Source organism: Cupriavidus sp. USMAHM13, assembly GCF_001854285.1.
GTDB lineage: Bacteria > Pseudomonadota > Gammaproteobacteria > Burkholderiales > Burkholderiaceae > Cupriavidus > Cupriavidus malaysiensis.
On sequence record NZ_CP017751.1, the window covers coordinates 435,742 to 457,643 of the forward strand.

The following is a 21,902-nucleotide window of genomic DNA, read 5'->3' on the forward strand; positions in this document are numbered from 1 at the left end:
CGCTGACGATTAGCCAGGCGTATGGGCCGTTCGGGGAGACGGAGGGCACGCCGGCGTCCCGCTTTGGCTATACGGGGCAGCAGTACCTGGCGCCGCTCGGGTTGTACTATTACAAGGTGCGGATGTATTCGCCGGTGCTGGGGCGCTTCCTGCAGACGGATCCGATTGGGTACAAGGATGACCTGAATTGGTATGCATATGTGGGGAACAACCCCATCAACGTCACCGATCCGAGCGGGTTGGCGGCGCTGTGCTCGACGAACAACCTGATGGGTGTGGAGTCGAAGATCCAGCCCATTCCGACGCCGGCTGCGATAACGAACAGCTGGTCGCATCAGCAGTCAGCCAACTTGTCAGATGCCTTGTCTCAGGGGGTGGTCGGGCCGGGTATTGGGGCAGGGATTGTCAAGGGGATTGGGGCTGCGGCAAAAGCTGCCGGGAAAGAGACTACGACCCTCTATCGAGCAGTAACGCAAGGTGAATTGAGGCAAATTCAGGCGACCGGCAAGTTTGAGGCTGGTCCGAATTCTCTGGGTGGTAAGTGGTTTGCTGAAAGTTCAGAGCATGCGGAGCAATGGGGCAATGTGATGAACGGCCCCGTAACTCGACGGTTGTGCGTGCACAAATGCCAACGATTCAAGCCAACCAGCTCATACGGGTAGAACGGCTAGACGGCATTGGCGCAGCGCGTTAGGGCGAGCTAGATCAGTTGAAAGGAGTGACCATCAAATGGTAGCTCTTGATCGTTGTCGAGGAGCTTGTGCGATGGGTGAGTCTGTTAAGGTGCATGTGCAGTGGTTGCCGGAAAAGATGGTAAATCTGCCTTCGTCCAATACTTATTCGACCGTGGCGAAATTTCCTGAAGATGCTGCGACTTGGCCAAACGAGGCGTGGAGTGTCGTATTGGAGTTCGATTCCCCGGAAATTGCGCATGCTGTGTCGTTCAATGCAACAGCCCGATTTCTCATGCCAACAGATCCGATTGAGAGGTTGAAACCCGGGTGTGTTTTTGAACTGTATGAAGGCTTCAAGCGTACGGCCATCGTTAGGGTGTTGTAAGCATTGAAATACCCTAGGAGGAGGCATTGGGCCCCCCCAATTCTGGAGGACGAAGCGGACCATGTCCTAGCGGCCGTCCTCAACCAATCCATTCTCCTCCGTCCAGGCGGCGACAACCCCGATGTCCCGCGCCAGCAATTCCGCGGCCGTCTGCCCCAAATCGAACAGCACATCCATGGTGGCCGGACTGAGCGGGCCGAGCGCCCTATTGCCATCGTCGGCTTGTTCATCCTCATGCTGTTCGACGGCGTTGTTGCGCGCAAGCGTGAAGAGCATGTCCAAGCCTCTGGCGACCCGCACAGCGCGGTTCAGGCATTCGACGAGTGGGCCGGTGTTCGACAGTTGGCCCAGATAGGCGGCACGCTCAATGTGTTCGGCGAACGCATTGTCGCGATGCTCGAAGAGGCTTCGCCTGCGCGAAGACAATCCGGTGTCTGGGTGCTCAGGATGTGCGTGGGTCTTGCGCATGGCGGCCTCCAACGTTGGCACAGGAAGACGGAAGATGCCGCACCGATGCGGCTGTCCGCCAACGTTGTTCAGGTCGCCAAACCTGGCCCCTGTTGTTTCAGGGGCGAATGGAGAATAGCACGCTGCGCCGCGCCGGCAACGGCGCCAGGTGCACGGAACGCAAAGTGTTTCATCGCTGGAGAGCGATGGTCCGGTGCATCGTCAAATGCGATGCACCGCTTCCATACCTGTGGTGCGCGGGCCGCGCACACGGCCCGCCACCCCTCACTTGCCGATACAGAACCGCGTAAAAATCGTCCCCAGCAGGTCATCGCTGGTGAATTCCCCGGTGATGCTGTTCAGGTGGTCCTGCGCCAGCCGCAGTTCCTCGGCGAAGAGGTCGAGTGCCTGGGCCTGCTGGTCGGCCTGTTCGGCGGCCATGTCGAGGTGGGACTGGGCGTTGCGCAGCGCGGTCAGGTGGCGTTCGCGGGCGAGGAAGGTGCCTTCGTTGCCGGACGATTGCCAGCCGACCAGGCGCAGCAGGTGGGCGCGCAGCAGTTCGATGCCGGCGCCGCTGCGCGCGGAGATCCAGACTTCGCTGGGATTGGGGCCGTTGGCGGCGACCACGTGCGGGCGGTTGCTGCTGAAGTGCGCGTCGCCGGCGGCGGGGGCGAGGTCGATCTTGTTGACCACGCGCAGGATGGGCGAGCCCGGCGGCAGCACGCCGCTGAGGCGGTCGTCGATCTGGTCGTCGATGGGGGACAGGCCGTTGCGCACGTAGTCGGTGGCGTCGACCAGGTGCAGCACGATGTCGGCGCGGCCGACGGCGTCCCAGGTGCGTTGGATGCCGATGCGCTCGACTTCGTCGTCGGTGTCGTCGCGCAGGCCGGCGGTGTCGATGATATGCAGCGGGATGCCTTCGATCTGGATGGTCTCGCGCACGCGGTCGCGCGTGGTGCCGGGGATGGGCGTGACGATGGCCAGCTCGGCGCCGGCCAGCGCGTTGAGCAGCGAGGACTTGCCGACGTTGGGCTGGCCGGCCAGCACCACCGACAGGCCTTCGCGCAGCAGCGCGCCCTGGCGCGCTTGTGCCAGCACGCCGGCGAGGTTGGCGCGGATCACGGCGAGCTGGCCGCGCGCGTCGGAGGCTTCGAGGAAGTCGAGTTCTTCCTCGGGGAAGTCGAGCGTGGCTTCCACCAGCATGCGCAGGTGGATGACCTTGTCGACCAGTTCGTGGATGGCCTTGGAGAAGACGCCTTCCATCGAGCGCGCGGCCGAGCGCGCGGCGGCTTCGGTGCTGGCTTCGATCAGGTCGGCCACGGCTTCGGCCTGGGCCAGGTCGAGCTTGTCGTTGAGGAAGGCGCGGCGCGTGAACTCGCCGGGCTCGGCCAGGCGCAGGCCGATGCCGCGGCCGGCTTCCAGGCAGCGCGCCAGCAGCATCTGCATCACCACCGGGCCGCCGTGGCCCTGCAGTTCGAGCACGTCTTCGCCGGTGTAGGAGTTCGGCGCGGGGAAGTACAGCGCGATGCCGTGGTCGATGACGTCGCCGGTGGCGTCGAGGAAGGGCAGGTAGGTGGCGTGGCGCGGCTTGAGCGTCTGGCCGCAGAGGGCGCGCGCGATGGGGGCCACGTCGGGGCCCGAGACGCGCACCACGCCGATGCCGCCGCGTCCGGGCGCGGTGGCGATGGCGGCGATGGGAGGCTGGGAGGCAGTCATGGGCGTATTGTCGCAGAAGGTGTGGCGGGCGGCGCCTGGCCGCCGGTGCGCCGGTGGCGGCGGGCAGGGCGGGGCAGGGCGTGGGCCTGGTGCTGTCAGGCCGGCTGGCCCGGCGCGGGCGCCTGGCCCAGGCATTCGCACAGCAGGCGGCGCGCCACGGCTGCGTCGATGACGCGGCCGAGCCGGGTCTGGCGCTTGACCAGCTTCGCGTGGAGGGCTGCGGTGCGGCGCGCCGGCAGCACCTCGGCCAGCGCTTCCAGGGTGTAGCGCAGCAGCTTGCCGCGGATGCGCAGCTTGTGCAGCCTGGCGGTGTCGTTCTCATGTGCGGCGCGCTTCAGCTGGCGCAGCCGCTTGCGCGTGCTCGCCACGCGCTGGCGGGCGAAGGGGCCCAGCGCGGGCGCCGCCGGCAGGTGCGGTCCCACGCCGCCGCGCAGGTGGACCAGGTCGCGCTGCAGTGCCGGCAGCGGCCAGTGGCGGCATTGGGCCAGCCGTGCCCGCATCTCCCCGTGCGCCTCGGCGCGGCGCGCGGCGGCGGTGTCCAGTACCGCCAGCAGCACCGGGTCGCCGGGCTGGCGGTCGAGCGCGGGTTTGAGCGTTTCCAGCGCGAACACGTCCCAGTCGCGTACGGGGCCGGCGGCATCGGCCAGCTCGCCGACCAGCTGGCGCCAGCGCCGCGCCATGCCGGCCGGCAGCGCGGGCGCGAAGGTCCAGGCCAGCGCGCGCAGGTGGCGGGTGGCCACGCGCAGCGCGTGCACGTCTTCCACCGCGTTGCGGCTGGCAAGCACCTCCAGGCACTCGCCGATGGCGGCGAGGTCCGCCTCGGCCAGGTCGGCGAAGGCGGCGTGCGGGCGCATCTTGCGGTCAAGCCGGAGCGGATCGGAGCGGGTGCGCATGGGTGGCGGAGATACGGCGGCTGATTGCGGCGGCGGAGTGCGGCGCTGGAAGGCACCAATGGGTACCAACGTTATCCAGTGTAGACGATGGGGCACAGCCGGCAGTGTGGGGTGCGGCACCCTGGACGGCGGCGGCGCTGCCAGGCGGCGGTGGCGCGCCGATTGACGGCGATTGACGGCGATTGACAGCGCGCCCGCGCGCGGTTGCAATGGCCGCCATCGCCCCGGAAGGCAAGGAGACAGCGAAGATGATCGACCATACCGGCGTGCTCGTCGGCGATTTCGCCCGCAGCCGCGCGTTCTACACTGAGGCGCTGGGCGCCATCGGCTTCCTCAAGAACATGGAGTTGCCGGCCAGCGTCACCGGCCATACCGACATGGCGGGTTTCGGGCCGCCGGACAAGCCCGAGTTCTGGATCAGCGCCGGCACGCCCAACCGGCCGCCGGTGCATGTGGCCTTCCGCGTCGACAGCCGGGCGGCGGTCGATGCCTTCTATCGCGCGGCGCTGGCCGCCGGTGGCCGCGACAACGGCGCGCCGGGCATCCGCGCGCACTACCACCCAGACTACTACGGCGCCTTCGTGCTGGACCCGGACGGCCACAATATCGAGGCGGTCTGCCACCTGCCGGCCTGAGGCGCGGGCCTGTGGCGCCGGCCATCGCGCGCGCATCAACGGGTACGGCGGCCGGGGCGAGGCCGGGCGCCGCTCAGCGGGTCGCGACGATGAACAGGCGCGGGAAGGGCAGCAGCACCGAGCCGTCGGGCAGCGTCGGGTAGGCCTGCGCCACGGCGTCCTGGTAGCGCGCCAGGTAGTCGGCGCGCTCGGCCTCGTCGAGGGCCTGCACGAAGGGGCGCAGGCCGCTGCCCTTGAACCATTCCACGATGGCCGCAGGCCCCGCCGCCAGCGGGTGGTGGTAGACCGTCAGCCACACGTCCACGCGCGCCGCATGTGGACGCAGCATGGCGTAGTACTCGGTCGGCGTGAACAGGCCGGTGCGGGCATTGGCGGCATCCGCCAGCTTGGCCGCCCAGGGGCCGGCGGCGGCCACCTCGCGCATCAGCCGGTGGGCGGGTTCGTCGAGCGAGTCGGGCATCTGCACCGCCAGGCTGCCGCCGGGGGCGAGCTTGCCGATCAGTTCCGGCAGCACCTTGCGATGGTCCGGCACCCACTGCAGCACGGCGTTGGCCAGGATCACGTCGACCGGCGCAGCCGGCTGCCAGTCCTCGATGCCGGCCAGGGTGAACGGTACCTGGGGCAGGCGCTGGCGCGCCGCCGCGATCATGTCGTCGGAGTTATCCACACCGGCGACCTCCGCGCCGGGAAAGCGCTGCATCAGCACCTCGGTGGAATTGCCGGGGCCGCAGCCCAGGTCGACGGCGCGCCGCACGTCCTGCGTCGGCACTGCCGCCAGCAGATCCCGTACCGGGCGGGTGCGTTCATCCTCGAACGCCACGTATTGTCTGGCAGACCAGCTCATCTTGCTTCCTCTTCTAGCGGATTTCCTGCGGAGGCTGCCGCCCGGCAATGGCTTTGGGGGGCGTTGCGGGCGCTGCGGGCCTTGCCGGCCGTGTCAGGCCCCGGCAAGGGATGGCGCAAGCATAGGCGCGCTCATCTATGATTTCCAGCTCATCCCGAGCACAATATCCATACCCTGATGGTATGGATAAAGCAGGATGGTGAACCAGGTCCTGCGGGAGATGGCTGGATGATCGATCTGCGCCGCCTGCGCGCCTTCGTGGCGCTGGCCGAAGAAGGCAATATCACGCGTGCCGCCGAGCGGCTGGACATGCAGCAGCCGCCGCTGACGCGGCTGCTGCGCGGGCTGGAGGCCGAGCTGGGCACGCGCCTGATGCAGCGCTTGCCGCGCGGCGTGCGGCCGACCGAGGCCGGCCAGGCGCTGCTGGAGGAGGCGCGCGTGCTGCTGGCGCGCGCCGAGGCCCTGCCCGGCGTGGTGCAGCGCGCCGCGCGCGGCGAACTGGGGCGGCTGGCGCTGGGCTTCACCAGCTCGGCCAGCTTCCACCCCTTCGTGCCGGCGGTGCTGCGCGCCTTCCGCGCGCGCATGCCGGGCGTGGCGGTGGCGCTGGAGGAGGCCGGCACCGTCGAGCTGGCCGACGCGGTGCTGCACGAGCGGCTCGATGCCGCCTTCGTGCGCTCCCCGGCGGGCGGCCTGCCCGACCTGCTGCTCGATCCGGTGCTCGACGAGCCCATGCTGGCTGCCTTGCCCGCCCATCACCCGCTGGCGGCCGATGCCGGTAGCGCGGCCGCGCCGCTGCCGCTGACCGCGCTGGAGCGCGAGCCCTTCATCCTGTACCGGCGCCCGACCGGCCCCGGCCTCTACGACAGCATCCTCGCCGCCTGCCGCGCGGCCGGCTTCAGCCCGCTGGTGGCGCAGGAAGCGCCGCGCCTGCCGGCCACGCTCAGCCTGGTGGCCGCCGGGCTCGGGGTGTCGGTGGTGCCGGCTTCGATGCGCCGGCTGGGCGGGGAGGACATCGTCTACCGCGACCTGGACTGCCCCGCGCTGTCCGCCCCGCTGCACCTGGCGCTGCGGCGGGGCAATCCGTCGCCTGCGCTGGCGCGGCTGCGGGAGCTGGTGCGGGAGTTGGCGACGGCACAAGCGGGCACGGTCCAGACGCCCCGCTGAGTCGTGTCGCCCCCCGCGTGGCGGGCTGGTCAACACGTTGCTTGCAAGTAGATCGCGCGCGACCTATATTTTGCCCATGGATACGCAAGACACCCCGCTCAAGCTGCCGGCGACGGCGCAACTGCTGGACCACCAGTTCTGCTTCTCGGTGTACGCCACCTCGCTCGCCTTGAACAAGCTGTATCGCAAGCTGCTGCGTCCGTTAGGACTGACTTACCCGCAATACCTTGTGATGCTGGTGTTGTGGGAGCAGGACGAGGTGACGGTCTCCGATATCGGCGCCCGCCTGAACCTCGATTCGGCCACCCTGACGCCCCTGCTCAAGCGGCTCGAAGCGCAGGGCTTGCTGAAACGGGCACGCGCCGCGGCCGACGAACGGCAGGTGATCGTCAGCCTGACCGAAGCGGGCCGGGCGATGAAGGCGCCGGCGCGGCAGGTACCGGAATCGCTGCTGTGCGCCTCGGCCTGCAGCATCGATGAGCTGGTCACGCTGAAGCGGGAGCTGGACACGCTGCGTGAACGCTTCGCCAAGGAGGCGATGCAACCTTAGGCGCGGCAAGGCCGGCGGCGGCCCAGGCTGCCGTTGGCTGGCAGATCATATGTAGTGCGCGATTCAATCGCTAGCAATTCAAAGCGGGTGCGGTGCCTCCCCGGCGATGGCGGCGACTCCCGTGACCTCGGCAGCAATCAGCAGCAATCAGCAATCAGCAATCAGCAATCAGCAATCAGCAATCAGCAACAAAAACCCAGACCCACTCTAGCCAACCAAGGAGTCCACCATGTCGATCGAAAAAGTCCTCTACCGCGCCCAGGCCCAGGCAACCGGCGGCCGCGATGGCCGCGCCGTCTCGTCCGACGGCGTGCTTGACGTCAAGCTGACCACCCCGCGCGAACTCGGCGGCGCCGGCGGCGACGGCACCAATCCCGAGCAGCTGTTCGCCGCGGGTTACTCGGCCTGCTTCATCGGCGCGCTGAAGTACGTGGCCGCGCAGCAGAAGATCGCCTTGCCGGCCGAGACGTCGATCACCGGCAAGGTCGGCATCGGTGCCATCTCCAGCGGCTTCGGCATCGAGGTGGAACTGCAGATCTCGCTGCCGGGCATCGACCGCGCGGTGGCCCAGGGCCTGGTCGACAAGGCGCACACCGTGTGCCCCTACTCCAACGCCACGCGCGGCAATATCGACGTGACGCTGACCCTGGCCTGAGGCGACCGACGCGATCGGCGTGATGGCGTGATGGCGTGATGGCGTGATGGCGGTGCCGCCCGGCGCGGCACGCAACGCCCGCCGCCCGGCGCGCAAAGAAAAAGCCCGGCACGAGCCGGGCTTTTTTGCACGTCAGGGGAGGCGCGCTCAGCTCTTGGCTGCCGCCGCGGCCCTGCCCTTGCCGAGCATGCGGTTGATCTGCCACTGCTGGGCGATCGACAGCACGTTGTTCACCACCCAGTACAGCACCAGGCCGGCCGGGAAGAAGAAGAACATGAAGGAGAACACCAGCGGCATGACCATCATGACCTTGGCCTGCACGGGGTCCGGCGGGGTCGGGTTCAGCTTGGTCTGCACGAACATCGACACGGCCATCACGATCGGCAGGATGTAGAACGGATCCGGCACCGACAGGTCATGGATCCAGCCCAGCCACGGCGCGCCGCGCATTTCCACCGACGACAGCAGCACCCAGTACAGCGCGATGAACACCGGGATCTGGATCACGATGGGCAGGCAGCCGCCCAGCGGGTTGACCTTCTCGGTGCGGTACAGCGCCATCATCTCCTGGTTCATCTTCTGCGGATCGCCCTTGTGGCGCTCGCGGATGGCCGTCATGCGCGGCTGCAGGTCCTTCATCTTGCCCATCGAGCGGTAGCTCGCGGCCGACAGCGGGAAGAACACCAGCTTGATCAGCACCGTCAGCAGGATGATCGACCAGCCCCAGTTGCCGAGGAAGCCATGCAGCTTCTCCAGCAGCCAGAAGATCGGCTTGGCCAGCACGGTCAGCCAGCCATAGTCCTTCACCAGCTCCAGGCCCGGGGTGATCTTCTCCAGCATGCGCTCTTCCTGCGGGCCGGCGAACAGGCGCGCATCGGTGGTCACCGTGGCGCCCGGCGCGATCTGGCCCAGCGGCTGCTGGATGCCCACGCGGAACAGGTTGGCGTCGATCGCTTCCACGTAGAAGCTGTGCTGCTTGCCGGTCTGCGGGATCCAGGCCGAGGCGAAGTAGTGCTGCACCATCGCCACCCAGCCGTTGTCGGCCGCGGCCGGCACGTCGGCCTTGCCCTTGGCGATGTCCTCGAACTTGATCTTGTGGTACTTGTTCGCGTCGCTGTAGACCGCCGGACCGGTGAAGGTGCTGTAGAACTGCGACTGCTCGATCTTGCTGCCGTCGCGCACCAGTTCCAGGTACAGCGTCGGCGAGATCGCCTGGGTGCCGTCGTTGGTCACCGCGAAGCGCGTGTCGACGACGTAGCTGCCCTTGCGGAAGATGTACGTCTTGACCAGCTTGATGCCGCCCTTGTCGGCCGTCAGCGCCACTTCCAGCGTGTCCGCGCTGCCGAGGGTGCGCGGGCCGGGAGCGGCCGTGAACACCGTGGTGTGGTTCGGCAGGTCGCCGCCGATCAGGCCCGAGCGGGCCACGTAGGTGCGCGCGCTGTCGCGTTCGAACAGCACCACCGGCTTGCCGTCCTTCTCATGCTGGTTCAGCAGTTCCAGGCGCGACAGGATGCCGCCCGCGGTGTCGATGGTGGCACGCACCTCATCGGTGGTCACCACGATCTGCTCGCCGGCGGGCTGGGCCGCGGCCTGCGGCGCGGCAGCGGGCGCGGCCGCCGCGGAGGCGCCGGCGGCCTTGGGCACGTCGCCCTGGGTGGCCGCGTTGGCGGCCTGGCCCGAAGCGGCTGCCTGCTGCTGGTTGGCGCTCGGGAAGAACATCGACGGATGACCCGTGGCGCGCTGCCAGTTGTCGTAGAGCAGCACGAGGGACATCGCGAAGATGACCCACAGTATGGTGCGTTTGATATCCATGTCTCGCAGTGGTCAGGGGGATTCAGGGTCGGGGCAGCCGGACGGTGATGCGCGCCGCCGGCTCGGAGGCGCTCGCTTCGGGCATGACGCCAGGCACGGGATCATACCCGCCCTGTGCGAACGGATGACAACGGCAGAGCCGGCGGGCAGCCATCCAGCTGCCGCGGCCAGCGCCGTGGCGTTCGATCGCCTCGCGGGCGTAGTCGGAACAGGTCGGCAGGAAGCGGCACTGCGAGCCGAAAAACGGGCTCAGGGCGATCTTGTAGACGCGCAGCAGGGCTAGCAGGAGTCGCTTCATGATGACGGCTCGTTCGGGCGGCGGCTAGGCGGTCGGCGCCGCGGCCGGCGGGTGCGCGCCCGCGGGGGCGGGCTGCACCGGTGGCGGCAGCGGCCGCGCGGCCACATCCAGCAGCGCGCCGATCTCAGCCAGGCAGGCCCGGCGGATGGCGGCGCGGCTGGAAAAGTCCGCGCGTGGGAACTTGGCCTGCAGGCGCAGCAGTACGTCGCGGCCGGCAAGTTGGTCCTGCCGCAGGCGGAACAGTTCCCTCGCCATGCGCTTGACCAGGTTGCGCTCGGCCGCGCGCGGGGCGAATTTCTTGCCCGTCACCAGCCCCAGTCGTGCCTGCGGGAGCCCGTTGGGGCGCACGTAGAGCACGAAGTGCTGGCTGCGGCGACGGGGCCGCAAAGCAAAAACGGATGAAAACTCATCCGTCTTTGTCAGCCTTACGGCTTTGGGAAAGGCATGGGCGGGCACGCTGGGCAAAGCTAGCGGATTGCTGCGCTTGGCTGCAGTGCTCCCGGCCGTCCTGCAGGCGAGGCGGCGGCCGGACGCGGCGCAGGCTGCGCCGCTCCGGCCGGTCGCCCGGCCCTTAGACTGCCAGGCGCTTGCGGCCCTTGGCGCGACGCGCGTTGATGACGGCACGGCCGCCACGGGTCTTCATGCGCACACGGAAACCATGGGTACGCTTGCGGCGGGTAACGGAAGGTTGGTAGGTACGTTTCATGTTGCACTCTCTGGTTGATCCGGGCTCGCCCGGGCACCGGCCGGTGGCCGGGGCGCCATGGCCGCCGCATATGGTTCGCTTGGGGCTGCCGCGTAGGCGGACTTGCCGACGTCTGCGGTTGTCTTTTGCTGCCGGCCGTGCGTCTTGCGACGCTGCTGACCTGTCGGGATCGAGCCGGCGTGCCGGCCTTGCTGTCTCTTCCTGGTCAGGCTGCTTCGGCCTGCTGTCCGTCCCGGCCATCCGGCCCGCGGGCGCGGACGGTACGGATCAGGTCAGACCCGGCGATGCGCATACGTGATCCCCTGCCGCATCGCAGAACCCGCCATTTAAACGATTTTTGCCGGAAGTGTCAAGGCGAGGAGCTGAGTATACGACGTATACGTCGCCTGGCGTGGCGTCAGGTAAACGCGTTGCGTGTGTCATTGTCCACAATGCCCGGTGGGTAAGTGAGCACGTCGCGGGCCGCGCTCCACAGGCCTGTCCACAGGAGAAAAAGCAGTCTTTCCATTTGTTTACGGGACCTTGCGCGCACCGCCAGGTCGCGTCAAATCAAGGGTTGTGCACAACGATCCACTGCTTCTACACAACTTGTCCACAGACTTATCCTTTGTGGATAACTTGGAGCGAGGGGTACAATCCGGGTCCAAACATCAGACGGGGTGGCGTGGCTCACGCGCAGCCCGGGTCCGCGCATGGCGCGCCAGCATTGGGAGAGGTGGCGAGGTGATCGCCCGTATACCCGTATACGAAGTTGTATACGTGTGGTTTACGGTCCGGTCGCCCCGCCATTTCCTATTTCCCATCTGCCGGCGGCGAAGGTCACCATGCAAAGTCCCGGACGGGAAGCGCAGGCGTGAGCCGCATCGGTCGTCGGGATCGCAAAACAAAACAATGCAAGATTTCTGGCAGGCGGCAGCCGCGCAACTCGAGCGCGAACTGACGCCGCAACAATTCAAGACCTGGATCAAGCCGCTGGCGCCGGTCGCCTTCGACGAGGAGGCGCACACGCTGCGCATCGCCGCGCCCAACCGCTTCAAGCTGGATTGGGTCAAGAGCCAGTTCGCCAGCCGCATCACGGCACTCGCCTGCGAGTACTGGGAGGCGGATGTGAGCGTGCACTTCGTGCTCGACCCCACGGCCTCGGGGCGGGCGGCGGCGTACGCGCAGGCGAACGGCCTGGCCGGCACGCACCTGGTACCGCCGGCGGGCGTGCCGGGCGGTGGCTATCCGGGCGCGGCGCCGGTCCAGCCCGGCCAGATGCAGGCGGGCATGCCGGGCGGCCAGTACCCGGCAGGCGGCCCCGGCTTCGCCCAGGGCGCGCAGCCGTTCGGCCAGGGCGGCCAGGGTGGCCATCCGGCCGGCGCAGCCGGCTTCGGCGGCGGCGCCTACCCCGCCGGCATGGGCGGGGCGGTCGGCCATGGCGCCATGAACCCGATGGGCGGCATGGGCGGCATGGGCGGTGCGGCCATGGCCGATATCGACGTGGCCCAGATGGACCCGGCGGAGGCCGCCGCGCGTTCCTACCGCGTGCCGGCCCAGCCGGGCGGCGCGGGCATGGGCGGCATGGGGCCCGGTGGCGCCGGCATGGGCGGCGCCCAGCAGCCGTCGGACACCGTGCACGAGCGCTCGCGCCTGAATCCCATCCTGACCTTCGACAACTTCGTCACCGGTAAGGCCAACCAGCTCGCGCGCGCCGCTGCCATCCAGGTGGCCAACAACCCGGGCAAGTCCTACAACCCGCTGTATCTCTATGGCGGCGTGGGCCTGGGCAAGACCCACCTGATCCACGCCATCGGCAACTTCATGCTGATGGAGAACCCGCGCGCGCGCATCCGCTACATCCATGCCGAGCAGTACGTCTCCGACGTGGTCAAGGCCTACCAGCGCAAGGCCTTCGACGAGTTCAAGCGCTACTACCACTCGCTCGACCTGCTGCTGATCGACGATATCCAGTTCTTCTCGGGCAAGAACCGCACGCAGGAAGAGTTCTTCTACGCCTTCGAGGCCCTGATCGCCAACCGGGCGCAGGTGATCATCACCAGCGATACCTATCCCAAGGAGATCACCGGCATCGACGATCGCCTGATCTCGCGCTTCGACTCCGGGCTGACCGTGGCCATCGAGCCGCCCGAGCTGGAGATGCGCGTGGCGATCCTGATGAAGAAGGCCGCCGCCGAGAACGTCAGCGTGCCGGAGGAGGTCGCCTTCTTCGTCGCCAAGCACCTGCGCTCCAACGTGCGCGAGCTGGAAGGCGCGCTGCGCAAGATCCTGGCCTTCTCCAACTTCCATGGCAAGGACATCACCATCGAGGTCACGCGCGAGGCGCTCAAGGACCTGCTGACGGTGCAGAACCGCCAGATCTCGGTGGAGAACATCCAGAAGACCTGCGCGGACTTCTACAACATCAAGGTCGCGGACATGTACAGCAAGAAGCGGCCCGCCAATATCGCGCGGCCGCGCCAGATCGCCATGTACCTGGCCAAGGAACTGACGCAGAAGAGCCTGCCCGAGATCGGCGAGCTGTTCGGCGGGCGCGATCACACCACCGTGCTGCACGCGGTGCGCAAGATCGCCGACGAGCGCAGCAAGGACGCGCAGCTCAACCACGAGCTGCACGTGCTGGAGCAGACGCTGAAGGGCTGAGCACCGGGCACGGACCATGTGCATGGAATGTGCATGGGATGCAAAGAATCTGCACCCCCGGCTCCCCCCGGGAGCGAGGGTGCGAATTTGCCTGAACCGCCATGCGGGGCTGGCATACTGTAGGGTGCGCGCCGGCCTTGCGGGCCGGCTGCCCCGAATGGGATAGCAGTACGCGGAATCAACCAGAAGCACCGCCGGCACGGGTGCCATGGTCGCCAGAGCTAAGGCTTTGCGGTGAGTCGGGACGAACTGCCGGGAAATCCACCAATAAATGCCTCATGGGGCATTTTATTCGTGGAAAATCGTGATGTACGGAGCACATATCGCCTGCGGCATGTGCCCGGCGCACGGCCCGGCGAGCGTCGCCCCGCTTCACCGCAGCGGCTTATCCTTTGGTACAATGGCACATTAACTCCTTGATTCCAAAGTAAATTTGGATCGATGTGAATCACGGAGCCAATGGCCCTGCGGTCGCCGACGACAAACGACGAAGGATAAACTCAATGCAATTGGTCAAAACCTCGCGAGACAACCTGCTGCGACCGCTGCAAATCGTGAGCGGCATCGTGGAGCGCCGCCACACCCTCCCGATCCTGGCCAACCTGCTGATCCGCAAGTCGGGGGCCAACGTTTCCTTCCTCTCGACCGACATCGAGATCCAGATCACCACCCATGCCGAGTGCGGCGTGGGCAGTGACAGCGTGGCCACCACCGTGGCCGCGCGCAAGCTGCTCGACATCCTGCGCGCCATGCCCGACGGCGACGTCGCCCTGTCGCTCAACGACAAGCGCATGACCGTGCAGTCCGGCAAGAGCCGCTTCGCGCTGCAGACGCTGGCCGCCGAGGAATTTCCCACCGTGGCCGAGGCGAGCGAGTTCAACGCCACCGTCACGCTGCCGCAGAAGACCTTCAAGCACCTGCTCGCCATGGTCCACTTCGCCATGGCCCAGCAGGACATCCGCTACTACCTGAACGGCATGCTGCTGGTGGTGGACGGCAAGAAGGTCATGGCCGTGGCCACCGACGGCCATCGCCTGGCCTACTGCGGCGTGGAGCTGGATCAGGAAGCGGCGGGCGCCGGCGCGCGCCAGGAAGTCATCATCCCGCGCAAGACCATCCTGGAACTGCAGCGCCTGCTCGAGGACACCGACGATCCCGTGCAGGTCCAGCTCGCCGCCAACCAGATCAAGTTCACCTTCGCCAACGTGGAGCTGATCTCCAAGCTGGTGGAAGGCAAGTTCCCCGACTTCCAGCGCGTGATCCCGAAGGGCTACAAGAACGCCTTCGCGATCGACCGCGTGCAGCTGCAGCAGGCGCTGCAGCGCACCGCCATCCTGACCACCGACAAGTTCAAGGGTGTGCGCTGCATCCTCAGCACCCACACGCTGAAGATCAGCTCCACCAACGCGGACCAGGAAGAAGCCCAGGAAGAACTCGAACTCGACTATTCGGGCGACGCCCTGGATATCGGCTTCAACGTGACCTACCTGCTCGACGTGCTCGGCAACCTCAAGAGCGAGCAGGTGCAGGTCTCCCTCGGCGACTCGAATTCGAGCGCGCTGATCACCGTGCCGGATGACGACAACTTCAAGTACGTCGTCATGCCGATGCGCATCTGATGCGACGGCAGCAGTCGAGCCTGGACGACACAAGGAACGACGAGATTCGCCACACCGGAGCATCCAACGGCACGCCACGGCAGCCGGCCCGCAGGGCCGGACATGCCGCCGCAGCAGGGGCCGGATCCGCGGGATCCGCCCCTTTTGCCGTTTTTAAGTAACCCGCACGCGGACCGACCGACGCCCGCCCCGGCCCACGACGCCGGCGCCGGCCCGGTTCCCGCCATTGCCGTGAGTAGGAAAACATGACCGAACAGCAGAAACCGCAACAGGAAAACAGCTACGGAGCCTCCTCGATCCAGATCCTGGAAGGCCTGGAGGCGGTGCGCAAGCGTCCCGGCATGTACATCGGCGACACCTCCGACGGCACCGGCCTGCACCACCTCGTGTTCGAGGTGCTGGACAACTCCATTGACGAGGCGCTGGCCGGCTACTGCACCGAGATCCAGGTCACCATCCACACCGACAACTCGATCTCGATCGTCGACAACGGCCGCGGCATCCCGCCCGACGTCAAGTTCGACGACAAGCACGAGCCCAAGCGCAGCGCGGCCGAGATCGCCATGACCGAGCTGCATGCCGGCGGCAAGTTCAACCAGAACAGCTACAAGGTCTCCGGCGGCCTGCACGGCGTGGGCGTGTCCTGCGTCAACGCGCTGTCCAAGTGGCTGCGCCTGACCGTGCGCCGCGACGGCAAGGTCCACCTGCTCGAGTTCGCCCAGGGCGCGGTGCAGAACCGCCTGGTCGAGAGCGCCACCGGCACCGACGGCCAGCCGGTCGAAGTCTCGCCGATGAAGGTGACCGGCGCCACCGACAAGCGTGGCACCGAGGTGCACTTCCTCGCCGACGAGGCCATCTTCACCAACGTCGAGTTCCACTACGAGGTGCTGTCCAAGCGCATCCGCGAGCTCTCCTTCCTCAACAACGGTGTGCACATCCGGCTGACCGACCAGCGCACCGGCAAGGAAGAGGACTTCGCCTTCTCGGGCGGGGTCAAGGGCTTCGTCGAGTACATCAACCGCGCCAAGACCACGCTGCACCCGACCATCTTCTACGCCAATGCCGAGAAGGACGGCATCGCGGTGGAAGTGGCCATGCAGTGGAACGACGGCTACAACGAGCAGGTGCTCTGCTTCACCAACAACATTCCGCAGCGCGATGGCGGCACCCACCTGACCGGCCTGCGCGCGGCGATGACGCGCGTCATCAACAAGTACATCGAAGAGAACGAGATCGCCAAGAAGGCCAAGGTCGAGACCACCGGCGACGACATGCGCGAAGGCCTGGCCTGCGTGCTGTCGGTCAAGGTGCCCGAGCCCAAGTTCAGCTCGCAGACCAAGGACAAGCTGGTCTCGTCCGAAGTGCGCCTGCCGGTGGAAGAGCTGGTCTCCAAGGCGCTGACCGACTTCCTGCTGGAAACGCCGGCCGACGCCAAGATCATCTGCAGCAAGATCGTCGACTCGGCGCGCGCGCGCGAAGCCGCGCGCAAGGCGCGCGAGATGACGCGCCGCAAGGGCGTGCTGGACGGCATCGGCCTGCCCGGCAAGCTGGCCGACTGCCAGGAGAAGGACCCGGCCATGTCCGAACTGTTCCTGGTCGAGGGTGACTCCGCAGGCGGCTCCGCCAAGCAGGGCCGCGACCGGAAGTTCCAGGCCATCCTGCCGCTCAAGGGCAAGATCCTCAACGTCGAGCGCGCCCGCTTCGACAAGATGCTGTCGAGCCAGGAGGTGCTGACGCTGATCACCGCGCTCGGCACCGGCATCGGCAAGGACGACTACAACCTCGACAAGCTGCGCTACCACCGCATCATCATCATGACCGATGCGGACGTCGACGGCTCGCACATCCGCACGCTGCTGCTGACCTTCTTCTACCGCCAGATGCCCGACATCATCGAGCGCGGCTACGTCTACATCGCGCAGCCGCCGCTGTACAAGGTCAAGCACGGCAAGGAAGAGCGCTACATCAAGGACGACACCGAGCTCAACGCCTACATGCTGCGCCTGGCGCTGGAGAAGGCCGCCCTGGCGCGCCCCGACGGCAGCGAGATCAGCGGCGAAGCGCTGGGTGAACTGGCCCGCCAGTACCAGCTCGCCGAAGGCGTGATCGGCCGCCTGTCGCGCATCGTCGACAGCGACGCGCTGCGCGCCATCGCCGACGGCATCACGCTCGACCTCGACAGCGCCGCCGCCGCCGAGGCCTCCGCCGTGGCGCTCAAGGCCAAGCTCGCCGAGATGCACGCCAAGACGCTCAGCGGCGCCGCCGTCAACAACGATGGCACCGCCGACGTCTACGCCCAGTTCGACGAGAAGACCGACAAGCACCGCCTGATGATCGCGCGCCGCCAGCACGGCAACGTGCGCCTGTCGCACCTGGACGCCGACTTCGTCCACGGCGCCGACTACGCCGCGCTGGCCAAGGCCGCCCAGACCTTCCAGGGCCTGATCCCCGACGGCACCAAGGTGCGCCGCGGCGAGGGCGACAAGCAGCGCGACCAGACCGTGGGCGACTTCCACGCCGCCATGACCTGGCTGCTGTCCGAAGCCGAACGCGGCGTCTCGCGCCAGCGCTACAAGGGCCTGGGCGAGATGAACCCCGAGCAGCTCTACGAAACCACGCTGGACGTGACCCAGCGCCGCCTGCTCAAGGTGCAGATCGAAGACGCCATCGCGGCCGACCAGATCTTCACCACGCTGATGGGCGACGAGGTGGAACCGCGCCGCAACTTCATCGAGAGCAATGCGCTGGTGGCGCGGAATATCGACGTTTGATGTCGACCCGGCCTTAGGGTGCCAAAGCCATCGCAACTGGCGCCACAACGCTGCTACAGCCGGACCTTGGTCAGTGCTATTGGCCTGCAGAGGACAACAGGTCGACGGTTTCGGAAGCGGCAGGATCCGTAGTTGACCTGGAAGCGAGATGAGCCCAGCCAGAATTGGCTGGGCTTTTTTTCGGGCGCGGCGGCACTATGGGCGACTTTCCAGGCCGGTCTTTGGTGAACCGACCCCTTCAGCAGGGCCAGCAGGCTTCCAGCAACGTCCCGTTAAACCAGCTCCTGGAAAGCGGCAGGAGCATCCGCTGTTGCCCGTGTTTCGCTGCCAACTCCGCTGGCGGAAGATCGTTCAGCCTCAAGGTCCTTCAACCGGCGCGCCTCCGACACGTCCATGCCGCCGAACCTTGCGCGCCAAGTGCAGAACGACGCGTCACGGAACCCGTGCTTCCTGCACAGTCCCTTGACCGGCATACCAGCCTCGGCTTCCTTCGGAAACCCAATGATCTGCGCTTCCGTGAAGCGCTTCTCGATGTTCGTCTTCTTCTCCGAAAAGGAACCTTACTAGACTCCGGCTCGCCCTGTTTGCAGGGGGCAGGTCACCAGGGCAATGCCTATTGACAAGAGTGCCGGGCAACTTGCATCGTGACGCACCTGTCTTCGGGCCCAACAAAAAATAGAGAGACACACGCCATGAAAGCCGCCCCCGCCGACGCCCGCCACGCCACAGAAGCTCCCGAGCCGGTTGTCTACGTCGTCGATGACGATGGCGGCGTCAGGACTTCGCTGAAGTGGCTGCTGGAGTCCGTGGGCCTGTGCGTACACGCCTACGCCAATGGCCGCGAATTTCTTGATGCCGCAGATCCCTCTGTGCCGGGATGCATCCTGCTTGACGTCCGCATGCCGTACATGGGTGGCTTCGATCTGCAGGAAGGCCTCGCGCCCAGAGGCTTCCTGCTGCCGGTCATCTTCCTCACCGCGCATGGCGACATCCCCATGACCGTGCGCGCCATGAAGGGCGGTGCTCACGATTTCCTCGAAAAGCCCTTCAACGACCAGGCTCTGATCGACCGGGTCCAGGTCGCCTTGCAACTATCGCTGCGCCAGCACGCCGCGGCCACGACACGTGGCAGCCTCCGCAGCAGGCTGGGCCAGTTGTCGGCGCGCGAACGCGAGGTCTTCGAGAAGATGGTCGAGGGGAAGGCATCGAAAGTGATCGCCACGGAACTCGACATCAGCTACAAGACCGTCGAGGTGCATCGCGCGCATATCCGCGAAAAGCTCGGTGTCACTTCACTCGCGGAGCTGGTCCGCCTTGCGGTGGAAGACAGGTCCGCGAACGATTCCGGCCCACCCGTGCGGGAGTAAGTGCTCCCCCTTATTCCCCTAGGTGGGTGAACGAATTTACCCGCACCATGCCGTCACTTAACCTTGATTCCGAGATAACACGATCGGAACGAGGAGAGACAAGGCATGAAGAAGTTCGCAATCATCGGTGGCGGCCAGTGCGGGCTGCATCTCGCATTCGGCCTGCTGGACCGCGGCCACGACGTCACCCTTTACAACGATCGTAATCCCGAGCAGCTGCTCGCCAGCCGCATTCAGAGCACCGCCTTCCTGTTCAACCGCACCCTGGAGATGGAGCGCCGCCTGGGCCTCAACTTCTGGGAGCATGAGGCTCCGCTTGGCGAAGGCATGCTGGTCGATTTTCGCGACCCTGGCGGCAAGAGCATGCTGTCCGTCGCGGGCCGCCTGCACGAGAAGTCCGGGCAGGCGCTGGACCAGCGCACCAAGTTCGCGCGGTGGATGCAGGAGTTCGAGCGGCGCGGCGGCAAGCTCGTGATCCGGACCGTCTCGCTCGATGAGCTCGAACAGGTTGCTGCCGAACACACCCTGACGTTCATTGCCGCCGGCAAGGGCGCCGTCAACGCCCTGTTCGAGCGCGATGCCGAACGCAGCCGCCACCACACGCCGCCGCGCCAGCTGGCCGCGCTGCTGCTGCGCGGCCCCAAGCTGCTTGGCGAGCGCCCCTGGCCCAAGGCCGACTTCCGCCCGCTACGCTTCAACTTCATCATGGGCGTGGGCGAGTTCTTCTCGCTGCCGTTCTATACGCATACGGCAGGGGAATGCCGCAGTTTCCTCTTCGAAGCCCGCCCCGGCGGCCCGATGGACCGCTTCGGCGATGCAGCGGATGGGCAGGAGATGCTTGCCGTCGCCAGGCAGGTGCTGCGCGAGTACGCACCCGATGACGCCGCGCACCTCGAAGACGCCAAGCTGACGGACCCGAATGCGTGGCTCAAGGGCGCGTTCACCCCCACCATCCGCAAGCCGGTCGGTACCCTGCCCTCCGGGCGCGTGGTAATGGGAGTCGGCGACACGGTCTGCCTGAACGATCCGATTGCCGGCCAGGGCGCCAACAACGCCTCGCGCATGGCGGAGCACCTGCTCCAGGCCATCTCCGAGGCGCACGGCGAGGGCCTGGATGCGGCGTGGGTCCAATCGACCTTCGACGCCTTCTGGGAGAACTCCGCCAGTTACACGTCGGCCTTCTCGAACTTGCTGCTCGAGCCGCCAGGCGAGGCGGCGATGGAAGTGCTCGGCGCCGCGGCTCGCCACCGCGAGGTCGCCGATGCCTTCATGGCGTGCTTCGAAACGCCGCGGGATTTCTGGCCGTGGATCGACGACCGCGACGCGGCCCGGCAGTTCGTGGCGCGGAGGGTCCACGATGCAGCCTGACCTTCCCATGCTCTCGCCATTCGATCGCGCCGATCTGCGGCGGGCCCTTGGCACCTTCCCGACCGGCGTGACGGTCGTGACCGCGCGCGGCCCCGACGGGCAACGCCTTGGCGTGACCGCCAACTCGTTCACCTCGGTCTCCATGGACCCGCCCCTGGTGCTGTGGAACCTGGCGCTGAGTTCGCCCAATCTGGCTGCCTTCCAACGTTGCGGGCACTTCGCCATCAACGTGCTGGCCGGCGACCAGGCCGCCATCTGCCGGCAGTTCGCGACACCGTCGGCGGACAAGTTCGACGGCGTGGCGACGCTTGATGGCATCGAAGGCGTACCGCTCATCGAAGGCGCAGCGACGCAATTCGAATGCCGTACCGCCACGTCGCATCCGGCGGGCGACCACTTGATCCTGATCGGACAGATCGTCCGCTACCGGTCGCAGCAAGCATCGCCGCTGCTCTTTTGCCAGGGCCGCCTGCAGGCCTACCCGAGGCACCCGGGCGAAGCGCGCACCGTGGGCTGACGATTTCCGGAGACATCATCATGAAAGGCATACAGGACAAGGTCGCGATCGTCAGCGGCGGCGCAACCCTGATCGGCGCTGCGATTGCCCGCGAATTCCTGCGTTATGGCGCCAGCGTGGTCATCGCGGACATCGACGCGCAGCGTGGCGAAGCCTTGCAGGCCGAGCTCGGCGGCAAGGCCCGCTTCGTGCGCACCGACCTGCTGCAGGACCAGGAGATCCTGCACTGCGTTGAGGAGACGGTGGCCGCATTCGGCCGTATCGACTTCCTCGTCAATGTCGCGTGCAGCTATGTCGACGACGCGATCAGCTCGGACCGGCTGGCGTGGACGCAGGCGCTGAACGTCAACCTGATCGGCGCCGCCATGCTGCTGCGCGCAGCTCATCCGCACCTTGCGGCAAAGGGTGGCGCCGTCGTCAACCTCGGTTCCACCAGCGCGCGTGCGGCGCAGGCTGGCCGCTGGCTTTACCCCGCGTCCAAGGCAGCCATCCTGCAGCTCACGCGCAGCCAGGCGCTGGACCTCGCCGGCGATGGTATTCGCGTCAACAGCGTGTCGCCCGGTTGGACCTGGTCCGGCGTGCTGGACACCCTGTCGGGCGGCGACAAGGCCCGCACCAACGCCATTGCAGCGCCCTTCCACATGCTCGGGCGCGTGGGGGAGCCGGAGGAAGTCGCCGCCGCGGTGGTGTTCCTCTGCTCCGACCATGCGTCCTTCATCACGGGTGCCGACCTGCCGGTCGACGGTGGCTATAGCGCAATGGGGCCGGAACAGCGGCTGTCACCGATCGCCGCGCTGGTTGCATAGCCATCACGCCAGGCCGATACCGGGCCAATACG

The 21,902-nt window shown here is 66.9% G+C and carries 21 protein-coding genes and 1 pseudogene; 13 read left to right on the forward strand and 9 right to left on the reverse strand.

Annotated elements, in window-relative coordinates:
• Nucleotides 1-8: 8 nt before the first annotated feature.
• Both BKK81_RS33995 and BKK81_RS35075 read left to right on the forward strand, forming a co-directional pair.
• The gene (locus BKK81_RS33995) at nucleotides 9-662 is read left to right on the forward strand and encodes an RHS repeat-associated core domain-containing protein (protein WP_156811084.1); all 654 of its coding nucleotides are present in this window, start codon (nucleotides 9-11) and stop codon (nucleotides 660-662) included.
• A gap of 103 nt (nucleotides 663-765) precedes the next feature.
• Entirely contained in the window at nucleotides 766-1,059 is a 294-nt protein-coding gene (locus BKK81_RS35075) for a hypothetical protein (protein WP_156811086.1), read from the forward strand.
• Between the two features lie 66 nt (nucleotides 1,060-1,125).
• Here BKK81_RS35075 and BKK81_RS01975 read toward each other — a convergent pair whose 3' ends face one another.
• From BKK81_RS01975 to BKK81_RS01985, 3 genes are all read right to left on the reverse strand, one after another.
• Entirely contained in the window at nucleotides 1,126-1,527 is a 402-nt protein-coding gene (locus tag BKK81_RS01975) for a hypothetical protein (protein ID WP_071010531.1), read from the reverse strand.
• Between the two features lie 264 nt (nucleotides 1,528-1,791).
• Nucleotides 1,792-3,222 (reverse strand): tRNA uridine-5-carboxymethylaminomethyl(34) synthesis GTPase MnmE, encoded by a 1,431-nt coding sequence (gene mnmE / locus BKK81_RS01980; RefSeq protein WP_071010532.1) that lies wholly within the window; start codon nucleotides 3,220-3,222, stop codon nucleotides 1,792-1,794.
• Nucleotides 3,223-3,317: 95 nt separating this feature from the next.
• Nucleotides 3,318-4,076, reverse strand: a complete 759-nt coding sequence (locus tag BKK81_RS01985; protein WP_231907960.1) for a CHAD domain-containing protein — start codon at nucleotides 4,074-4,076, stop codon at nucleotides 3,318-3,320.
• 287 nt (nucleotides 4,077-4,363) lie between these two features.
• On the opposite strand from BKK81_RS01985, the gene BKK81_RS01990 reads away from it, so the two are divergent.
• Nucleotides 4,364-4,750, forward strand: coding sequence for a VOC family protein (locus BKK81_RS01990; protein ID WP_071015911.1), 387 nt, complete (start codon nucleotides 4,364-4,366; stop codon nucleotides 4,748-4,750).
• 73 nt (nucleotides 4,751-4,823) lie between these two features.
• On the opposite strand, the gene tam is transcribed toward BKK81_RS01990, so the two are convergent.
• Nucleotides 4,824-5,594: a trans-aconitate 2-methyltransferase gene (gene tam, locus BKK81_RS01995; protein ID WP_071010534.1), complete on the reverse strand. Its 771-nt coding sequence runs from the start codon at nucleotides 5,592-5,594 to the stop codon at nucleotides 4,824-4,826.
• Nucleotides 5,595-5,822: 228 nt separating this feature from the next.
• Here tam and BKK81_RS02000 point away from each other — a divergent pair, with 228 nt between their 5' ends.
• The 3 genes from BKK81_RS02000 (at nucleotide 5,823) to BKK81_RS02010 (ending at nucleotide 7,963) form a co-directional block, all read left to right on the forward strand.
• Complete coding sequence (locus BKK81_RS02000) at nucleotides 5,823-6,758, forward strand: LysR family transcriptional regulator (protein ID WP_071010535.1); 936 nt, start codon at nucleotides 5,823-5,825, stop codon at nucleotides 6,756-6,758.
• 76 nt (nucleotides 6,759-6,834) lie between these two features.
• The gene (locus BKK81_RS02005; RefSeq protein WP_071010536.1) at nucleotides 6,835-7,308 is read left to right on the forward strand and encodes a MarR family winged helix-turn-helix transcriptional regulator; all 474 of its coding nucleotides are present in this window, start codon (nucleotides 6,835-6,837) and stop codon (nucleotides 7,306-7,308) included.
• A gap of 229 nt (nucleotides 7,309-7,537) precedes the next feature.
• The gene (locus BKK81_RS02010) at nucleotides 7,538-7,963 is read left to right on the forward strand and encodes an organic hydroperoxide resistance protein (RefSeq protein WP_071010537.1); all 426 of its coding nucleotides are present in this window, start codon (nucleotides 7,538-7,540) and stop codon (nucleotides 7,961-7,963) included.
• Between the two features lie 147 nt (nucleotides 7,964-8,110).
• On the opposite strand, the gene yidC is transcribed toward BKK81_RS02010, so the two are convergent.
• The 4 genes from yidC to rpmH all read right to left on the reverse strand — a co-directional run bounded on the left by yidC (nucleotide 8,111) and on the right by rpmH (nucleotide 10,779).
• Nucleotides 8,111-9,775 (reverse strand): membrane protein insertase YidC, encoded by a 1,665-nt coding sequence (gene yidC, locus BKK81_RS02015; RefSeq protein WP_071010538.1) that lies wholly within the window; start codon nucleotides 9,773-9,775, stop codon nucleotides 8,111-8,113.
• 22 nt (nucleotides 9,776-9,797) lie between these two features.
• Entirely contained in the window at nucleotides 9,798-10,073 is a 276-nt protein-coding gene (gene yidD, locus BKK81_RS02020) for a membrane protein insertion efficiency factor YidD (protein WP_071010539.1), read from the reverse strand.
• Between the two features lie 24 nt (nucleotides 10,074-10,097).
• Nucleotides 10,098-10,529: a ribonuclease P protein component gene (rnpA, locus tag BKK81_RS02025; RefSeq protein ID WP_156811334.1), complete on the reverse strand. Its 432-nt coding sequence runs from the start codon at nucleotides 10,527-10,529 to the stop codon at nucleotides 10,098-10,100.
• Nucleotides 10,530-10,644: 115 nt separating this feature from the next.
• Nucleotides 10,645-10,779, reverse strand: a complete 135-nt coding sequence (gene rpmH / locus BKK81_RS34000) for a 50S ribosomal protein L34 (RefSeq protein ID WP_006578231.1) — start codon at nucleotides 10,777-10,779, stop codon at nucleotides 10,645-10,647.
• 891 nt (nucleotides 10,780-11,670) lie between these two features.
• On the opposite strand from rpmH, the gene dnaA reads away from it, so the two are divergent.
• The 3 genes from dnaA to gyrB all read left to right on the forward strand — a co-directional run bounded on the left by dnaA (nucleotide 11,671) and on the right by gyrB (nucleotide 17,812).
• Nucleotides 11,671-13,422 (forward strand): chromosomal replication initiator protein DnaA, encoded by a 1,752-nt coding sequence (dnaA, locus tag BKK81_RS02030; RefSeq protein WP_071010541.1) that lies wholly within the window; start codon nucleotides 11,671-11,673, stop codon nucleotides 13,420-13,422.
• A 503-nt stretch (nucleotides 13,423-13,925) separates the two neighbouring features.
• Entirely contained in the window at nucleotides 13,926-15,041 is a 1,116-nt protein-coding gene (gene dnaN, locus BKK81_RS02035) for a DNA polymerase III subunit beta (protein WP_071010542.1), read from the forward strand.
• 245 nt (nucleotides 15,042-15,286) lie between these two features.
• Nucleotides 15,287-17,812 (forward strand): DNA topoisomerase (ATP-hydrolyzing) subunit B, encoded by a 2,526-nt coding sequence (gyrB, locus tag BKK81_RS02040; protein ID WP_071010543.1) that lies wholly within the window; start codon nucleotides 15,287-15,289, stop codon nucleotides 17,810-17,812.
• Nucleotides 17,813-18,156: 344 nt separating this feature from the next.
• Here gyrB and BKK81_RS34005 read toward each other — a convergent pair.
• Nucleotides 18,157-18,345: pseudogene (locus BKK81_RS34005) on the reverse strand (transposase); the annotation flags it as partial.
• A 159-nt stretch (nucleotides 18,346-18,504) separates the two neighbouring features.
• On the opposite strand from BKK81_RS34005, the gene BKK81_RS02045 reads away from it, so the two are divergent.
• From BKK81_RS02045 to BKK81_RS02060, 4 genes are all read left to right on the forward strand, one after another.
• Complete coding sequence (locus BKK81_RS02045; protein WP_071010544.1) at nucleotides 18,505-19,179, forward strand: response regulator transcription factor; 675 nt, start codon at nucleotides 18,505-18,507, stop codon at nucleotides 19,177-19,179.
• Between the two features lie 105 nt (nucleotides 19,180-19,284).
• On the forward strand, nucleotides 19,285-20,547 hold the full coding sequence (locus tag BKK81_RS02050; RefSeq protein WP_071010545.1) for a styrene monooxygenase/indole monooxygenase family protein: 1,263 nt from the start codon (nucleotides 19,285-19,287) through the stop codon (nucleotides 20,545-20,547).
• Nucleotides 20,537-21,064: a flavin reductase family protein gene (locus BKK81_RS02055; RefSeq protein ID WP_071010546.1), complete on the forward strand. Its 528-nt coding sequence runs from the start codon at nucleotides 20,537-20,539 to the stop codon at nucleotides 21,062-21,064. The genes BKK81_RS02050 and BKK81_RS02055 overlap by 11 nt, the downstream gene beginning before the upstream one ends.
• A gap of 20 nt (nucleotides 21,065-21,084) precedes the next feature.
• Complete coding sequence (locus tag BKK81_RS02060; RefSeq protein ID WP_083383875.1) at nucleotides 21,085-21,870, forward strand: SDR family oxidoreductase; 786 nt, start codon at nucleotides 21,085-21,087, stop codon at nucleotides 21,868-21,870.
• Nucleotides 21,871-21,902: the final 32 nt, after the last annotated feature.

Excerpts from the sequence above, each read along its gene's own strand:
- BKK81_RS35075 (WP_156811086.1), top strand. The coding sequence starts at position 766 with ATGGGTGAGTCTGTTAAGGTGCATGTGCAGTGGTTGCCGGAAAAGATG.
- BKK81_RS01975 (WP_071010531.1), bottom strand. The coding sequence starts at position 1,527 with ATGCGCAAGACCCACGCACATCCTGAGCACCCAGACACCGGATTGTCT.
- mnmE (WP_071010532.1), bottom strand. The coding sequence starts at position 3,222 with ATGACTGCCTCCCAGCCTCCCATCGCCGCCATCGCCACCGCGCCCGGA.
- BKK81_RS01985 (WP_231907960.1), bottom strand. The coding sequence starts at position 4,076 with ATGCGCCCGCACGCCGCCTTCGCCGACCTGGCCGAGGCGGACCTCGCC.
- BKK81_RS01990 (WP_071015911.1), top strand. The coding sequence starts at position 4,364 with ATGATCGACCATACCGGCGTGCTCGTCGGCGATTTCGCCCGCAGCCGC.
- tam (WP_071010534.1), bottom strand. The coding sequence starts at position 5,594 with ATGAGCTGGTCTGCCAGACAATACGTGGCGTTCGAGGATGAACGCACC.
- BKK81_RS02000 (WP_071010535.1), top strand. The coding sequence starts at position 5,823 with ATGATCGATCTGCGCCGCCTGCGCGCCTTCGTGGCGCTGGCCGAAGAA.
- BKK81_RS02005 (WP_071010536.1), top strand. The coding sequence starts at position 6,835 with ATGGATACGCAAGACACCCCGCTCAAGCTGCCGGCGACGGCGCAACTG.
- BKK81_RS02010 (WP_071010537.1), top strand. The coding sequence starts at position 7,538 with ATGTCGATCGAAAAAGTCCTCTACCGCGCCCAGGCCCAGGCAACCGGC.
- yidC (WP_071010538.1), bottom strand. The coding sequence starts at position 9,775 with ATGGATATCAAACGCACCATACTGTGGGTCATCTTCGCGATGTCCCTC.
- yidD (WP_071010539.1), bottom strand. The coding sequence starts at position 10,073 with ATGAAGCGACTCCTGCTAGCCCTGCTGCGCGTCTACAAGATCGCCCTG.
- rpmH (WP_006578231.1), bottom strand. The coding sequence starts at position 10,779 with ATGAAACGTACCTACCAACCTTCCGTTACCCGCCGCAAGCGTACCCAT.
- dnaA (WP_071010541.1), top strand. The coding sequence starts at position 11,671 with ATGCAAGATTTCTGGCAGGCGGCAGCCGCGCAACTCGAGCGCGAACTG.
- dnaN (WP_071010542.1), top strand. The coding sequence starts at position 13,926 with ATGCAATTGGTCAAAACCTCGCGAGACAACCTGCTGCGACCGCTGCAA.
- gyrB (WP_071010543.1), top strand. The coding sequence starts at position 15,287 with ATGACCGAACAGCAGAAACCGCAACAGGAAAACAGCTACGGAGCCTCC.
- BKK81_RS02045 (WP_071010544.1), top strand. The coding sequence starts at position 18,505 with ATGAAAGCCGCCCCCGCCGACGCCCGCCACGCCACAGAAGCTCCCGAG.
- BKK81_RS02050 (WP_071010545.1), top strand. The coding sequence starts at position 19,285 with ATGAAGAAGTTCGCAATCATCGGTGGCGGCCAGTGCGGGCTGCATCTC.
- BKK81_RS02055 (WP_071010546.1), top strand. The coding sequence starts at position 20,537 with ATGCAGCCTGACCTTCCCATGCTCTCGCCATTCGATCGCGCCGATCTG.
- BKK81_RS02060 (WP_083383875.1), top strand. The coding sequence starts at position 21,085 with ATGAAAGGCATACAGGACAAGGTCGCGATCGTCAGCGGCGGCGCAACC.